The organism is Acinetobacter sp. CE-15 (assembly GCF_051059255.1).
Lineage (GTDB): Bacteria > Pseudomonadota > Gammaproteobacteria > Pseudomonadales > Moraxellaceae > Acinetobacter > Acinetobacter guillouiae.
Genome location: NZ_CP192737.1, coordinates 2,291,934 through 2,307,550, shown reverse-complemented (window position 1 = coordinate 2,307,550; position 15,617 = coordinate 2,291,934). Strand labels below are relative to the sequence as shown.

Sequence of the window (15,617 nt, the reverse complement as noted above, 5' to 3'; positions counted from 1 at the left end):
GTGCTCCTCCCTCCTAGAGTGGGCATTAAAACTGGAAATTTAAAAACTTATTTCATGCGGTTTTTTCTTCTTTATTGATTAAATTTCTTTGAGTTTTATCTTGATACTTTAAATACTGACGTTGAATATCAATGTGGCCTGCCACGCGTTTTGCATCATGCCAAACGCCCCAAATAAAGCTTGAACCACGCCCAGATAAATAAGGCAGACCAATAAAATAAATCCCCGGTTCTGTTGAAACACCAAGCTTATGGTTAGGACGACCATTTGCATCAAAAGCATTGACTTCCAACCAGCTATGATCAAACCCAAAGCCAGATGCCCAAATTATTGAGGTGATCCCTGCTTGGGCTAAATTGAGCTCTAAGATAGGTTGTTGAATGCATTCAGCATCATCTAAAACAATCCGAGCTTCTGGTTCCTCAGGTAAATCTATACCGGTACGCTGAACATAGGCATCCGCAGCATCTAAAAACTCAAAATACGCTTTATCACCGTCGGCCAATGACTGTTGCAAATCATTTTGAAAACGAACCCGCTCAGCTTCAAATTGCATTGTCATCCCCAGTAAAGTGATGCCTTGTTGTGCGAGACGTCTAAAATCAATGGAATGCCCACCATGAGCACCACTCACAGCCAAACCTTTCAACGGCCCTGTATCGGTTTTTATGCTATCCCATCCGCCCAACACCCCGAGCCACCAAACATTATCGCGTTGACGATAAACACGTGGTGGACGTTCATGCGCTCCCACGGACAAATAAACTTTTTTACCAGCACGATTTAATTCATCTGCGATTTGAATACCTGAAGAACCTGAACCCACCACTAAAACAGCCCCCTCAGGGATTTGTTGTGGATTTTTATATTGGTCTGAATGAATTTGGTATAAACCCGTTTGCTGAGGTGCAATCGAAGGAATAATGGCTTTTTGGAAAGGCCCTGTTGCTACAACAACACGTTGTGCTGTTAAAGTGCCTTTAGAGGTTTCAACAATAAAACCCGCAGCTTGCGCATTTGCTTGGACCCTTTTAACTTCAACATTGCTATAAATCGGTGCATTAAAGCGCTTGGCATATTTTTCAAAGTATTCAGCAACTTGGTCATGATGTACAAAACTATCTGGATCAAGATCAAATTCCATATTGGGAAAGCGATCGTGCCAGCAAGGTCCATTCGCTACCAAAGAATCCCAACGGCGTGTACGCCAAGCTTCTGCAATACGGTTTTTTTCTAATACCACATGTGGAATTTTAAGCTCTGTCAGGTGCTCACTCATCGCGACTCCAGCTTGACCAGCACCAACCACAACAGTATCTATTTCTAATTTATCTAAACTCATCTTTTTTCCCTTGTCAGATCGAGGAACGTCCTTGCAACAACAACTCTTTTGCTGAATAGACATTTACCAACTACTGCCAATCACATGTGTTTGGCTGTATGTGTTTGCTGCAGATTTCTTGTTCAAAAAATGAATAATTCAAGCTGCGCAAAACATGATTTAAGAAAAATATAGGGAGCCCAGCAGCAAAGCGAAAATAGAATATCCAAAACAAATGCATCAAAAAATCTGAAGCCATACAATAAACATATGAAATGAATAGAAAATATATGCCAGGCTATAATTCTTTTTAAATTATTTTTATTACTACGGAAAAAGTAAATTACTAGAAAGGAAAACACAAATTGTGAGTGCTCACGAAGTAAGCATACTAGAGAAACATCATAATTAACTGAGGATTGAGCTGTGAAACATACCCGTATTCGAACATTTAATACCAAGAAAACTTATCCAGAGCAGAATTTAGACAATGACCTATGCCAAGCTGTGGTTGCACGTGGGCGAACTGTTTTTCTTCGCGGTCAAATTGGACAAAATCTGGATACATCGGAAAGTGTTGCGATAGGTGATGTCAAGGGTCAGACCGAACAGGCGATGTACAACATTGACATGCTACTCAAAGAAGCTGGGGGAGAATTGGCAGATATTTGTAAAATTACCATATATATCGTTGATCCACGCTTCCGTGAAGATGTCTATGGTGTTGTCGGTAAATGGCTCAAAGGGATTTACCCTGTCTCAACGGGTATCGTTGTCTCCGCTTTGGCACGTCCAGAATGGCTTGTCGAAGTTGATGCAATTGCCGTTATTCCAGACTAAAAACCATCAAGATGTGAGGGAAATATGACATTTTCAATTATTGCGAGATGTAGTGAAACAGGACAGTTCGGTGCAGCAATTAGTTCCTCCTCTCCAGCCGTTGCATCAAGATGTATACGTGCCAAAGCTGGGATTGGTGTTGCAGCAAGCCAAAATATAACTGATCCTCAATTGGCCAGCATTTTACTTGAAATGACCAAATATAATATATCGCCTAAAAATGCGATTACAGAATTAACTAAAAATACCGATTTTATTGAATACCGCCAATTAACTTTACTTGATGCCGTGAATGAGCCTTTTGCCTATAGTGGAGCAAATAGCTTAGGAATTTATACACAACATATAGGGAAACATGCTGTATGTGCGGGTAATTTACTTGCAAATGAGAATGTTACTCATGTTATGCTCAAACACTTCGAACAAAGTAAAGGCGCTTTAGCTGAGCGTTTACTTTATGCATTAGACGCAGGAAAACAGGCTGGTGGAGAAGCAGGAGCAGTACATTCTGCTGGTCTTTTGGTTGTTGACAAATTGGAATGGCCGATTGTTGACTTACGCGTGGACTGGTCAGATCAACCCATTTCCGACCTTATCGCACTATGGCAGATATATGAACCGCAAATTGATGATTATGTTTTAAGAGCTTTAAACCCGATCAATGCTCGCAGCTATGGTGTTCTAGGAAATGAATAAATTTTTCGAGGGTATACAATGGAGGTGTATCCAAAGTGTTAAATCGAATTTCTTTAAGACAAATGGAATACTTTGTTGCAACAGCTGAATGTGGCAGCATCATTATCGCTTCGGAGAAGATACATGTATCCTCTCCGTCTATTTCTGCCGCAATCGCACATATTGAATCAGAATTACAAACCCAATTATTTATTCGCCAACATGCCAAAGGCTTAATCCTCAACACTGTTGGTAAAAGTGTCATGTTGGAGTGTAAGAAGATCTTAAACCAAGCTTCAAGTTTATATTCTCTTGCGGCAGAATTTTCTGGTTCCATACGTGGGCCGTTAAAAGTAGGCTGCTTCCCTGCTTTTACCCCGATGATCTATGCCGATATCATCAATGGATTTTCCAATTTATATAAGCAAGTTTCTTTAGACCTCTACGAAGATGATCAACAAGCACTTCTAAATGCGCTTATACGTAATGATATTGATCTTGCTTTAACTTACGATCTCAATATTGATGAAAATATTATTCATTTTGAAGCTTTAACGAAATTGCCGCCCCATGTATTGGTCAGTGAGGAGCACCCTTTAGCAATATTGCCTGTTGTAAGCTTAGAAGAACTTTCACAGTACCCGATGATTCTTTTAGACATGCCCTTTAGCAATGAATATTTCTTATCATTATTTAGAGCTCAAAATCTTACGCCCAATGTTGTGCGTTCTTCAAAAAATATCGATGTCGTTCGTTCAATGGTTGCCAATAATATTGGCTACACGATTTTGAATGTTCGCCCGAAAAACACCTATAGCCTTGATGGTAAACGTCTGGTCCGTATTCGTATTGCGCATGAACATCGCCCGATGTATATCGGCATTGCGACACCGAAAAATGTACCCAAAAATATTGTTGTCGAAGCATTCATTAGTCGTTGTAAAAGCTTTATCTCCGATCATTTTATTTCGGGTATGAGTTCGCCGCATTTCTACGATCCCTATATAAAAGCCCAAACACAAAAGGATTCCTCAGATGTCTAATCTGTCGAGTATTCAACTACTTAAAAAACTTGTTGCATTTGATACAACATCCTACAAAAGTAATTTAGAACTGATCATATTCGTTAAGAATTTACTTGAACCTGCGGGAATCAGTATCACTTTAAATTTTAATCCAGAGCAGACCAAGGCCAACTTATTGGCAAGTATTGGTCCTAAAGACCAAGCTGGTATATTGCTCTCTGGACATACCGATGTGGTTCCAGTTGAAGGACAAGCGTGGAGCACCGAACCTTTCCACGCTGTAATCAAAGACGATAAAATTTTTGGTCGTGGTACAGCTGATATGAAAGGTTTTATCGCCTGCGCGATACAGGCCATGTTAAAAGCAGCACAAATGCCAGAATTGGCTAAACCACTGCACCTGTGCCTTTCCTATGATGAGGAAATTGGCTGTATTGGTGTACGCGGAATTCTTGGCCTACTCTCTGAATTAATTATTCAACCTGAGCTTTGTGTGATTGGTGAACCTACCAGTATGAATATTGCCACAGGCCATAAAGGCAAAGCAGTATTTAAAGCAATTTGTCGTGGACAAGAAGGTCACTCCGCTTTAGCCCCGTTATATGTCAATGCGATTTATTGTGCTCAAAATGTTGTTGAGGCCATTACCACAACACAAAAACAGATTGCAGAAGGTCCAATTGTCGATATGGACTACGATGTGCCTTATACCACTGTACATGTCGGGAAAATACAAGGCGGTAAAGCTTTAAATATCGTTCCCAATGAATGTGTTTTAGATTATGAGATTCGTAATCTTGCAGAACAAGATACGGAGTCAGTTCAATCGAAAATTTTTGAATATATCGAGCAAAGCCCTTATGCAAAATTTGTCAGTTTTCAGGAAATTAACCAATATCCCGGACTAAATACCTCAACCACAATTCAAGCGGTCAAATTTTTACAAAACCTCCTTGATCCAGCAACTGCATTACAGAAGATTTCATTTGGCACAGAAGGTGGATTATTTCATCAACAATTAAATTCTGCGGTACTCGTTTGTGGCCCAGGTTCTATTCAAGTTGCGCATAAACCAGACGAATATATTGAAATCTCACAGATGCAACAATGTGATGCATTTTTTGAACGCCTGCTCAGTCATATTAAGCGCTAAGATGCGACTATTGATTTAAAAAGTTAGTTTAAAAAATAAGCAACACCTTAAAGATCTTTCATAAATAAAAAATGATCATGTGTAGTGAATCATATTGGTATTGTGAAAGTTCCTTCTCCCGCTGGGCATAGGTATCTACACAATTAAATCTATTTAAGTTAAATTGGAGAGCATGCTCTCCAATTTAACATTCCACACTTAGATAACCGATTAGTTAAACGCTACGGAAGTCTTGTAAAACTTAATATGAATCCACTTGCTTCATTAGCCCCAGCGCTTAAAGATATTGCCTCTACCCAAAAGACTAGCTTTGCTACAACCCAAGCAGTTTGGCGTTTCTTAAATAACGAAAACGTTTCATTTCAACAACTCAATCAGCCTCTTCAGAAACTTGCGCTTGAACAAATCGCTCTATCGAATCACCACTATGCCTTAGTTGCTCATGATTGGTCTCAACTACAATATTTCAAACATAACAACAAGTTAAATAGATTCAAAAGAACACATGCAAGTGACAAAGGCTATGAATTACAAAGCAGTTTATTAATTGATGCTGAAACGGGTTTACCCATTGCACCATTAGATCAAACTTTATGTGATGCTACTGGACGTTATTCAACATTTACTGATGGGCATAAAATAAAAGAAACCCACTTAAATGCACTATGTGAACAAATCGAACATATTGAGTCTTTACCAATAGAAAAGAAACTCGTACATATTATTGATCGTGAAGGAGATTCAATTGCTCATCTTAGATTATTGAATCAACAAGAACATTTATTTCTTATTCGAGGTAAAGAAGGAAATCGTGTTGAATATCAAGGAGAAGATGTTAAGTTAAGGGAAGTGTCAGACCAAATACCAACTACACAAACCCATACAATTCAATATAAAGGGAATTGCGAACAACTCTATGTTGGTGAAACTCAAATCAGTATTACACGTAATGCAAGACCAATGCAGAAAGACGAAACGGGAAAAAGAGTTCCACCACAAAAGGGAAAGTCATTAACCGTTCGACTGATTGTAGTTGAAGTTAAAAATAAGCAAGGAAAATCACTTTCTCGTTGGAGCTTATTAAGTAATGTATCATCAGAAATTCCAAGTATAGAATTGGCAACTTGGTATTACTGGCGTTGGAAAATAGAAAACTATTTTAAGTTGTTAAAACAGGCGGGCCATGACATTGAGTCATGGCTACAAACAACTCCGCAAGCGATATTAAGACGACTCTTAATTGCAAGTATGGCATGTGTGTTAACTTGGCGAATACAGCGAGAAAATGATGAGAAAAATTCAAGAGTTAGAGTCTTTCTAACACGTCTATCAGGAAGACAACAAAAAAGAGGAACAAGGGAAAGTGCTCCTGCAATTTTGGCTGGTCTGTCAATATTACTGAATACACTACAATTATTATCTGAACATTCGGTTGATGACCTTAAGCTGATTGCTGAAATTGCATTAGAGTCTCTACAAAAAGATGTGTAGATACCAATGCCCGCTGGGAGAAGTCTAGGATGAGGGCGCTTTTAAGATGATTTATGCTTTTAAAAAGGACTGGTGAAAGAAGTCTATTTAATTTGTTTTTTCTAAACCCAAGGCTTGTATAAAACAAATTCACAAAATTGGCGAAAAATAATACGGTTAAACCTACTCTATCGCTAAAATTTTAAGGAAGATGAATGAAACTAAAACAGGATTGGCTAGAACAACGCGCGCAGATAACACTGCCAAGTTGTGCCTTTATCGCTGGACAATTTGTCAACACCACACAGACCTATAAAGTATCAAATCCAGCCACCGCTGAGTTTTTAGTCGATATGTCAGCATGTGATGCCAATGACGTTGATCAAGCTGTTCAACATGCGAGAAAGACCTTTAACAGTGGTGTCTGGTCTCGGTTAGCGCCGCGCGAGCGTAAACAAATACTTAAAAAGCTTGCTGAACTTATTCGTGAAAATGCTGAAGAGCTTGCCTTACTCGAAACCCTCAATGTAGGTAAACCGATTCAGGATTCACTGCATGTTGACATTCCTGGTGCAGCATCTTGCTTTGAATGGTATGCAGAAAGTATTGATAAAATTTATGATGAAATTGCCCCCACAAGTGTAGACCAACTGGCGATGGTCAGTCGTGAACCCATAGGCGTTGTCGCTGCTGTGGTCCCGTGGAACTTTCCGCTTGATTTGGCGAGTTGGAAACTTGCACCTGCCTTAGCGACAGGAAATTGTGTTGTATTAAAACCCGCAGAACAATCACCCTTTACTGCATTAAAACTCGCTGAACTTGCAAAACAAGCTGGCATTCCAGATGGTGTATTACAAGTAGTTACTGGCTTAGGACATATCACGGGTCAAGCACTTGGACGACATCCAGATGTCGATTGTTTAGTCTTTACTGGATCGACCGAAACGGCAAAAAAGTTTTTGGCTTATTCTGCTGAATCCAATATGAAACCTGTTTGGCCAGAAACCGGTGGGAAAAGTGCCAATATCATTTTTGCTGACGCTGATTTAAATAAAGCGGTCGATAAGGCGATTTTTGGTGCATTTTATAATCAAGGTGAAGTATGCTCGGCAAATTCACGGATTTTATTAGAAACAAGCATTTCACAACAATTTATAGAGAAATTTATAGCCAAAGCCCAAACACTTAAGATTGGAGATCCTCTAGATCCGAATACTACGATGGGTTGTTTAATTGATCGTCAACACGCAGAAAATGTCAGAGCTGCTATTGATCAAGCCAAGGCTCAAGGTGCGCAATCTCATATTATTCCGTTTGATTTAGATGCTGCTTTAGATCCAGCCACCTATGTGGCACCAACCATTCTAATCGGTGTCAATCCTGATTTTAAAATCTTCCATGACGAAGTTTTTGGTCCTGTGGTTTCAATCACAACTTTTGAAACCCAAGAAGAAGCAATTGAACTTGCCAATCACTCCATTTATGGATTAGCTGCCTCAATTTGGACCCAAGATATTCAGAAAGCAATTCTTCTGTCTAAACAGCTTTTAGTCGGGACAGTCTCTATTAATACAGTAGATGCTTTAGATGTCAGTACTCCATTTGGAGGATATAAACAGTCAGGTTATGGTCGTGATTTATCTTTACATGCGATTGATAAATTTACACAGTTAAAAACCACATGGATTCAACTGTAAATCCAAAAGAGCACTCAATCCGTCAAAAAGAAAGATTGACTGCTCCTGATGCTATAAAGAAAATTTATACAATATAGCGTTTGCTTAGCCCCCATTCTGCCAATATTCGACGATAAGTTGTAGATGAACGATCTGCTTCAAAATGTGCTTCCATTGTAATATCTAATGGAAGCTCTTCAGGTTTTTGACTCTCTACCATGTCCTGATCTTCTGCAAAAATTTGCGCATTAAAATCGTAAACTGCTTGCAAGTCGCCTGTGGTATCAAAATTACGGGTCAGTGGTACAAATAAGCGGGTTTTGTTATGTGATACAGGACAACAGGCATTTAAAATTTTCAACACACCCTCGCGTGGAAATTCAACCTTTAACACTGCTGAAAATGGCGGGTAAACATCAAAAATTCGTTTCCATAAAAAACCCTCTGGTGCCAGATGCTGTAAGCCATGCGGGTAGTTGCTCACATTACTGACATATTCTGTATGTAAACCATAGTCTGTACGCTCAGTGATGTATTTGGGTACGACAGGATTTTCAGCATCGGCAAAAGACTGCTGATGTACCCAAGCAAAATGTGCGACATCAATAAAGCCTTCCAATTGCCGCCCGCTTGAGCCCGCAATGTCGACAAATGGTGGCAGTACGGGCTGATGCTCAGGATCATCCCAAGTGTCCAATATTGGAAAGTTTGCATGGCTTGCATCACGGCTAAATAAACTTGTCCAAACCAAACCATATTTTAACACTACAGGAAATTTGGTGAGACTAAAGCGCTCTGAAATATTTGTCAGGTCTGGCTGGGCTGGAATTTTTGTACATTGACCTGCTGTGTTGTAGTGTAATCCATGATAGGGACAAACAATCTCTTCACCTTGTACCCAACCTTTGCTGAGTGGTACACCACGGTGCGGACAAATATCACGCACCAACTGAATCGCACCACTTGCAGTTTGATAAAGTGCCATTTTCACATCAAGGAGTTGTACTTGTTGTGGGGCTGTTGTGACATCTTGCTCACGTGCGACAGGATACCAATGCTGAGCAAGTATTTCCCAGTCTTTAGGCTCAAAACCACTACATTGTGGTTGACTAAATAAGTTCAGAACTGGAATTGCATTCATACGAAACTCACAGAATATATATTTAATGTCATGATCTTATGCTGTGATTTCAGCATGTTGCTCAGCTAAAATCATGGCTGAGTTTTAAATTACGAATTTTGTCTAATTCTGTCTATTAGAATGTTTTGCTTATCTCGTTCTAAAAAATAGAACACCTATCTGAAAATTATTTTTAGAAAAAACTCATCCTTGGCATAAAAATCGCTTAGTGATCTGTGATTTTAGCGAGTTTTAAATTTCCTTGATTTTCATTGCTTAGGAATAAGTCCGTGAAATATAAATAATGGACAGCCCATATGCCTGTGAATACAACTTTTTCGCGATTTTCTGATTATTTTATTGCAGTTGCCAAGACAGGCAGCTTAAGAAAAGCAGCAGATCAACTCTATATTTCAGTATCAGCGGTACATCGTCAAATCGCGCTCGCTGAGGAAGAGTTTGGCATTGATCTGTTTGAACGTTTACCCAGTGGATTAAAACTGACGCTTGCTGGAGAGTTACTCTATGCAGATTTGATTAAGTGGCAAAAAGAATTTCAATTAACCCGTAATCGTTTTGATGAAATCCAAGGGCTTTCTCGGGGAACAATTGATTGCGGATTGATTTCCGCACTTAGTGATGGCTTTGTTTTAGATTCAATTCAATATATGTATGACAACTACCCTTGGATTAATTTTAATTTTCATATCCAAGACAGTGAAACTGTGTCAAATATGATTGTGGACGCTGAAATTGACTTTGGAATTTTATTAAATCCGAAAGGCCATCATCAATTAGAGGTTTTATCTTTTGTCGAAATCCCAATCGGTTTTGTTTTACCTAAAGATCATCCTTTAACAAAAAATGAGAAAGTTTATTTGTCAGATAGTGTCAACGATAAACACTTAATTCCTGGTGCACCGTTAATTATTCATGATTATGTGCAGACCTTGTATAAGCACCATAAATTTAGCCCACAACAGCACTTAGATTGTAATGACATTCGAATGATTATGTCATTAATTCAAAAGAATTTAGGTATTGGTTTATTGTCATTTATTGATGCATATCCATATTTAGAGCGTGGCGAGCTGGTTTTTAAGCCGATTCGAGAAAAGGGTTTATATCCATTAACACTGGCTTTATGTGTTGCGCCAAAACGACAACTTTCACGCGTATCGCAGATTATGATTAAGCATCTTATTGAACAAATCGAAGCATTTAAGCTCAAGTTGATCCCTTATCAATAATCAGCTTTAGCTATGTTGTAATACATGAACAACAGCCCCTTAAGCAACAAAGCAATGACGTGTAGCTGAGTGATGACTAGCAATAACTCCCTAAACATATATGAATCAAAAGCGTTAGATTTCCAATGCTGAATTTAGATTCAGTAATTTAAATTCAGCATCGACCTAGCAACATTTAATCTAAAGGATTTCCGATAATATTACTGATAATGCCACGCATAATATGTGGGCCTTGTTCTTGACGTAAGTCTTGATACCACGCTTCGGTCACAGCCTCATCTTTCATATGGGTCACATCACAGCGCTTACGTGCACGTAATACCAGCTCATTGGCACGCTCATTACGTTTATTTTGATAACGTTTTAACGCATCCTCTAAACCTAATGTATTGATTTGCAAAGCTCTTGCTAAGTAAATTGCATCTTCCATAGCTTGGCAACCGCCTTGACCAATATCAGGTGTGGTACTGTGAGCCGCATCCCCCATAATCACCACTCGGCCTTTATAAAACTGGGTAAAAGGTTCAATATCATGAATTTCTACTCGATTGGTTTTTTGCTCATCAATCGCTTCAATTAAGTTTTGAACGGGCTGGCACCAGTCCTTAAAATATTGTTTAAAGAGTGTTTTATATTGGGCTTTACTGTTTTCTAAACCTACAGGTAATGGCACATCAAAAAAGAAGTAAAAACGTTGCTCTGCCACTGGCATAAGCGAAACACGTTTTCCCTCTCCAACAAAGGTTGTCCATTGATCTGCTTGGGCAAATTTATCTGAAATTTCGACTAAGCCATTCCAATTAACATAACCTGCATAACGACGTTCAACCTGCTCACCCAATACATACTGACGTGTCAGCGAATGTGTTCCATCAGCACCAATTAACAATGCTGTGGTGACTTCACTGCCATCTGCAAACTGAACTTTTATATGTTGATCTACTTGTTCTAATGCAACCATTTTTTTCCCAAGATGAATATCCTCACGGCCAAATTCATCCATCAACATGTTTTGTAAATCTGCACGGGAAACTGGATAAGGCCGTTGCCCAACCTCTTCAATCAAAGGCATTAAACTAAACTGAGTCATGTGCTCACCAGTTAAGCCATCGATATAGGCTAAATGATCCATTTGACCACCAAGTTTAGCAACTTGATCCGTTAAGCCTAAATAATTTAAACACTTAACACCATTTGACCATAAAGAAATAGCAGCACCTACAGCTAGAATTTGTTCAGTTTGTTCATAGATGGTGACCGTATGTCCGAATTTTTTTAGTGCAATACCTGCGGTTAATCCCCCCATACCTGCACCGATAATAGTAATCTCCATCTATTTCTCCTCTGTCTGTTTCTTTAACACTTATGACTAAAATGCTAAAAACGTGCCATTTATATAAAAATCACAACATTCCTTAAGCAAAGTTGGCATAGGCTATGCATGATGAGGACGCTAAGATATTGTTTTTATGAGTGCTTATTGAACTTTAAGTGCTGATATCAATCAATAAAATGATATAAATCATAATATGAATGGTAAATAAATATGGCAACTTTACTTGCACCAAGTTTTGAGCTTCCTGCACATTTGCAACAATACAGCAATTTGGCAGATCCCCGAATTGGTACAAAAGTACTTGAATGTTCAGATGATTTTTTTGCAGAAGCACAACGAATGTTGCAATTTAATCCACCTATTTTTGTAGAAGATAAATTTGATGATCACGGCAAATGGATGGATGGATGGGAAACCCGCCGTAAACGCCATGCAGGCTATGACTGGGCAATTGTTAAATTAGGTGTTGCTGGAAAAATTACAGCATTTGATATTGATACTACTTTTTTTACGGGGAATTACCCTGCTTCTGCTTCAATTGAAGCCTGTTATGCACCAAATGGGGACTTAAGCAATGCACTATGGCAGCCCATTCTAGATAATTCTGTTCTTGGCCCCAGCCAACATCATATTTTTGACATTAAAAATTCAGCAGTCTTTACCCATGTCCGCTTAAATATTTTTCCTGATGGTGGCATTGCACGATTCCGCGTCTATGGTGAAGTGCAAATACAGATCCAAGATCGCCAACATACATTAGATTTACTGGCACTTGAAAATGGTGGACGCGTGATTGCCTATAGTGATGCACACTTTGGTCATCCCCGTAATTTGATCAATCCGAATCGTGGGATCAATATGGGTGATGGTTGGGAAACCAAACGCCGCCGTGCACCTGGATTTGACTGGTGTATTTTGGCGCTCGGTCAAAGTGGTGTAATTGAAAAAATTGAAATTGATACCGCACATTTCAAAGGCAATTTCCCCGCTCAAGTATCGATTCAGGCGATATATATTGAAAATGCGACTGATCCACAATTGATTCCGCAAAGTATGTTTTGGCCATTTTTACTCAATGCTCAGGATATGCAAATGGATCATATTCATGATTATGTAGCCGATATTTTAAAACATGAAAAAATTTCACATATTCGTGTCAATATGATTCCAGACGGTGGCATTAGCCGTATCCGATTATGGGGTAAAATTGCAGAGTGATTTTATGAAATATATCCAAATTCAGCCATTAACTGCTGAAGCTTTTGCAGCTTTTGGTGAGGTCATTGCCTGTTCTGGCAATGACTTTTTCCATATCAATGGCGCGCATACGGAACGCTATCATGCTTTATCTTTGGCTCAAGCGGCCAATGCTGAAGTCGGGTTGAGTATTTTTCGTAATATTCAAAAAACCCAAGTGCCTTGCGAAATTCAAATGCTTGAACGCCATCCACTCGGTTCACAGGCATTTATCCCGATGCAAGGTCAATCCTTCTTGGTTGTTGTTGCAGCGGCTTTAGATCAGGATCAACCTGATCTTGATCATATTTATGCCTTTATAAGCAATGGCCAACAGGCTGTAAACTATCGTGCAGGCACTTGGCATCATCCGTTATTGACGCTTGAAGCACCCAGCGACTTTACTGTAATTGATCGGATTGGTGAGGGTCACAATTGCGATGTTTTTCACTTTAATGAAAATATTGTCCTGACCTTATAATCATCCTTTCAAAACAGCAAATAAAAAATGCATGGATCAAAACATTCACACTAAAAGTGCTGAGAAGTACTGAGATAAGACTTCACCCTAGGTTATAAAAAACCAGTGCAGCATCATTCAGTGTTGCGCTGGTTTGGAAATTTATCTTAAGCTTATCTCAATCCTATTCATGCATTTAAAAACATGATCAGATAAAGATCATTTTAAAAATGATATTTAATTAAAGCACTGACATTATTTTCATCTTTGCCTGAAATGCCGTATTTATTATTCCAAACGGAATATTCAACGCCTAAATACAATTTCGTATCCGGTGAAATATGTTTACCCGCATTCCATTTCCACTGGGTGGTCCAGTTTAACTCACTGGCATGATCATCTTCAGCGGTTGACCAATCCAGAAAACCATCAACAAGAAAATCTTCTGATGCAATTTTGAAAGGCACACCAAAAACAAAAGTCAGCTGATAATCATCATTTGTGTTCTTGTAATTGTCTGCTTTATAAAAGTTTAATTGTGCATATTGGAAATATGGAATCGCCAAATCTACCCCGATCCCATACAGATAATTATTAAACCCTTCACCGCCTTCCCATGTTGTAGCAATAAGAACGTCTTTGATTGGCCCTGCTTCCAACTTATGCCCTGAAATCGCGCCTAAGCTCAATCGTGGTGAAACTTCAAAATAGGTCTCATTGCCTGAAACATCATTATTGGTACGATCCGCAAATGCAAAGAAGTCCCCATATTTTAATTTGGCTGCATATTCAAAAGTAATGGTCGATTGGTCATCTTCCCGAGCAATTAATTCATAATTTTTTCCATATAATCCAGTAATGCTAAAGTCTTGCCAAATAGGCGCAGCATGGGTGCTAAAAGCGGTGCAAACCAAAGTTGAAAGCGCAGCAAATTGTGTTAATTTCATTGTATAAATTCCCCATCAGAAATAGCGGTAAACACCTGCGTGAATAAGCAAAAACAAAGCCAATTTTTTACATTTGGTCAAAATTTCATAAAAAAAGCCCAAATCAATGGGCTTTAAAATCATGAAAAAACTAGTTCTATAAATCTAGTTCTATAAAAGCTAGCTTCCACGATACGTGGAATAAGCAAATGGGCTGATTAATAGAGGAATATGATAATGTTGTGCAATATCAAGGACTGAAAAATGAATCACAACTTTTGGGAAAAACGTTGCTAAGGCTAAACGGTCAAAATATTCAGCAGTATAAAAAACCAAACTATAATTCCCTGTTTTAATTCCACTTAAATTAAAATCTGCTACCCGTCCATCTTCATTGGTCCTTGATTCTGCAACAATATTGTCTTGGCTATCCAATAATTTTATCAGGACATTTACGGCAGGCTTACCGAGATGCGTGTCTAATATATGGGTACTGATCATGTTATTTCCTTTCTAAACATTATTTTAATGCAATCAATCATTTAAACTTTCATCTTCACTCAGTTCTTGACTGAGTCTTAACATTGCAATTTCACCAAGTTGTTGTTTAACAATACGCTGTTCTGTTTCAGGATCATTTAATAAACGATATTTCAGTGCTTGTAGAATTTCAGTCTGATCTAAGCCCATAGCACGAATTAAAAAAATATGACCAAATTTCTTTTCATAAGTAATATTGCCTTGCAATAAAGCATGTTGTGTTTCAGTGCTCTGTTTTATTGCTGATTGCTCTTGATTGGAAAATGCTTGCTCTTTTTCACTCAGCACAGCCTGAGCCTTTTTTTCACCGATCCGTGGGTGTGTCGCTAATGCATTTGCAACCTCTAACCATGTCCAAGTTGAGGCTTGTGCTTTTGCAAAATCCATTAACGCTTGAGTGCTACCAAATGGACGTTGTGACAAAATTTCATCTGACCAACGTTGAATGTGCACACAATGCTTGAGCAAGGTTGTAAGCTCTTCTGATGATGCTTGATTAAATTCTTCTATTTTCACGAATAATACCTATGCTTGAGTTCGCTAAAATTTTCAAACACTTTTATATAAACTTTGCAACGCGCTTTACTTC

General features: G+C 38.7%; 15 protein-coding genes. 9 read left to right on the top strand and 6 right to left on the bottom strand.

Going from position 1 to position 15,617, the window contains the following annotated elements; translation table 11 throughout:
• Positions 1–52 precede the first annotated feature (52 nt).
• Complete coding sequence (locus ACQ7EO_RS10680) at positions 53–1,342, bottom strand: flavin-containing monooxygenase (protein WP_419311700.1); 1,290 nt, start codon at positions 1,340–1,342, stop codon at positions 53–55.
• A gap of 405 nt (positions 1,343–1,747) precedes the next feature.
• On the opposite strand from ACQ7EO_RS10680, the gene ACQ7EO_RS10675 reads away from it, so the two are divergent.
• From ACQ7EO_RS10675 to ACQ7EO_RS10650, 6 genes are all read left to right on the top strand, one after another.
• Positions 1,748–2,161: a RidA family protein gene (locus ACQ7EO_RS10675; protein WP_434279570.1), complete on the top strand. Its 414-nt coding sequence runs from the start codon at positions 1,748–1,750 to the stop codon at positions 2,159–2,161.
• A 24-nt stretch (positions 2,162–2,185) separates the two neighbouring features.
• Complete coding sequence (locus ACQ7EO_RS10670; protein WP_434279569.1) at positions 2,186–2,857, top strand: DUF1028 domain-containing protein; 672 nt, start codon at positions 2,186–2,188, stop codon at positions 2,855–2,857.
• A gap of 35 nt (positions 2,858–2,892) precedes the next feature.
• Positions 2,893–3,879 (top strand): LysR family transcriptional regulator, encoded by a 987-nt coding sequence (locus ACQ7EO_RS10665; protein ID WP_004821644.1) that lies wholly within the window; start codon positions 2,893–2,895, stop codon positions 3,877–3,879.
• Positions 3,872–5,014 carry an acetylornithine deacetylase gene (argE, locus tag ACQ7EO_RS10660; RefSeq protein WP_434279568.1) on the top strand — a complete coding sequence of 381 codons (1,143 nt, stop codon included), beginning with the start codon at positions 3,872–3,874 and terminating at the stop codon, positions 5,012–5,014. Before ACQ7EO_RS10665 ends, argE begins: the two co-directional genes overlap by 8 nt.
• Before the next feature lie 246 nt (positions 5,015–5,260).
• A complete protein-coding gene (locus tag ACQ7EO_RS10655) occupies positions 5,261–6,505 on the top strand; it encodes a transposase (protein ID WP_262086299.1) in 1,245 nt (414 codons plus the stop codon).
• Between the two features lie 194 nt (positions 6,506–6,699).
• Positions 6,700–8,181, top strand: a complete 1,482-nt coding sequence (locus tag ACQ7EO_RS10650) for an aldehyde dehydrogenase (protein WP_434279567.1) — start codon at positions 6,700–6,702, stop codon at positions 8,179–8,181.
• Positions 8,182–8,245: 64 nt separating this feature from the next.
• Here the strand turns inward: ACQ7EO_RS10650 and ACQ7EO_RS10645 are convergent, their stop codons facing one another.
• Complete coding sequence (locus tag ACQ7EO_RS10645) at positions 8,246–9,301, bottom strand: Rieske 2Fe-2S domain-containing protein (RefSeq protein ID WP_434279566.1); 1,056 nt, start codon at positions 9,299–9,301, stop codon at positions 8,246–8,248.
• Between the two features lie 296 nt (positions 9,302–9,597).
• On the opposite strand from ACQ7EO_RS10645, the gene ACQ7EO_RS10640 reads away from it, so the two are divergent.
• Positions 9,598–10,530 (top strand): LysR family transcriptional regulator, encoded by a 933-nt coding sequence (locus tag ACQ7EO_RS10640; RefSeq protein ID WP_434279565.1) that lies wholly within the window; start codon positions 9,598–9,600, stop codon positions 10,528–10,530.
• Positions 10,531–10,705: 175 nt separating this feature from the next.
• On the opposite strand, the gene hpxO is transcribed toward ACQ7EO_RS10640, so the two are convergent.
• A complete protein-coding gene (gene hpxO, locus ACQ7EO_RS10635; protein ID WP_096734172.1) occupies positions 10,706–11,863 on the bottom strand; it encodes an FAD-dependent urate hydroxylase HpxO in 1,158 nt (385 codons plus the stop codon).
• Positions 11,864–12,076: 213 nt separating this feature from the next.
• Between hpxO and alc the strand changes: the two genes are divergently transcribed.
• Complete coding sequence (gene alc, locus ACQ7EO_RS10630; RefSeq protein WP_244012603.1) at positions 12,077–13,084, top strand: allantoicase; 1,008 nt, start codon at positions 12,077–12,079, stop codon at positions 13,082–13,084.
• Positions 13,085–13,088: 4 nt separating this feature from the next.
• On the top strand, positions 13,089–13,583 hold the full coding sequence (locus tag ACQ7EO_RS10625; protein WP_434279564.1) for an ureidoglycolate lyase: 495 nt from the start codon (positions 13,089–13,091) through the stop codon (positions 13,581–13,583).
• 203 nt (positions 13,584–13,786) lie between these two features.
• On the opposite strand, the gene ACQ7EO_RS10620 is transcribed toward ACQ7EO_RS10625, so the two are convergent.
• The 3 genes from ACQ7EO_RS10620 to uraD form a co-directional block, all read right to left on the bottom strand.
• Positions 13,787–14,509 (bottom strand): outer membrane protein OmpK, encoded by a 723-nt coding sequence (locus ACQ7EO_RS10620; protein WP_166782461.1) that lies wholly within the window; start codon positions 14,507–14,509, stop codon positions 13,787–13,789.
• A gap of 159 nt (positions 14,510–14,668) precedes the next feature.
• On the bottom strand, positions 14,669–14,989 hold the full coding sequence (gene uraH / locus ACQ7EO_RS10615; protein WP_239045587.1) for a hydroxyisourate hydrolase: 321 nt from the start codon (positions 14,987–14,989) through the stop codon (positions 14,669–14,671).
• A 33-nt stretch (positions 14,990–15,022) separates the two neighbouring features.
• Positions 15,023–15,544 (bottom strand): 2-oxo-4-hydroxy-4-carboxy-5-ureidoimidazoline decarboxylase, encoded by a 522-nt coding sequence (gene uraD, locus ACQ7EO_RS10610; RefSeq protein WP_434279563.1) that lies wholly within the window; start codon positions 15,542–15,544, stop codon positions 15,023–15,025.
• Positions 15,545–15,617 lie beyond the last annotated feature (73 nt).

Excerpts from the sequence above, each read along its gene's own strand:
- ACQ7EO_RS10680 (WP_419311700.1), bottom strand. The coding sequence starts at position 1,342 with ATGAGTTTAGATAAATTAGAAATAGATACTGTTGTGGTTGGTGCTGGT.
- ACQ7EO_RS10670 (WP_434279569.1), top strand. The coding sequence starts at position 2,186 with ATGACATTTTCAATTATTGCGAGATGTAGTGAAACAGGACAGTTCGGT.
- argE (WP_434279568.1), top strand. The coding sequence starts at position 3,872 with ATGTCTAATCTGTCGAGTATTCAACTACTTAAAAAACTTGTTGCATTT.
- ACQ7EO_RS10655 (WP_262086299.1), top strand. The coding sequence starts at position 5,261 with ATGAATCCACTTGCTTCATTAGCCCCAGCGCTTAAAGATATTGCCTCT.
- ACQ7EO_RS10650 (WP_434279567.1), top strand. The coding sequence starts at position 6,700 with ATGAAACTAAAACAGGATTGGCTAGAACAACGCGCGCAGATAACACTG.
- ACQ7EO_RS10645 (WP_434279566.1), bottom strand. The coding sequence starts at position 9,301 with ATGAATGCAATTCCAGTTCTGAACTTATTTAGTCAACCACAATGTAGT.
- ACQ7EO_RS10640 (WP_434279565.1), top strand. The coding sequence starts at position 9,598 with ATGCCTGTGAATACAACTTTTTCGCGATTTTCTGATTATTTTATTGCA.
- hpxO (WP_096734172.1), bottom strand. The coding sequence starts at position 11,863 with ATGGAGATTACTATTATCGGTGCAGGTATGGGGGGATTAACCGCAGGT.
- alc (WP_244012603.1), top strand. The coding sequence starts at position 12,077 with ATGGCAACTTTACTTGCACCAAGTTTTGAGCTTCCTGCACATTTGCAA.
- ACQ7EO_RS10625 (WP_434279564.1), top strand. The coding sequence starts at position 13,089 with ATGAAATATATCCAAATTCAGCCATTAACTGCTGAAGCTTTTGCAGCT.
- ACQ7EO_RS10620 (WP_166782461.1), bottom strand. The coding sequence starts at position 14,509 with ATGAAATTAACACAATTTGCTGCGCTTTCAACTTTGGTTTGCACCGCT.
- uraH (WP_239045587.1), bottom strand. The coding sequence starts at position 14,989 with ATGATCAGTACCCATATATTAGACACGCATCTCGGTAAGCCTGCCGTA.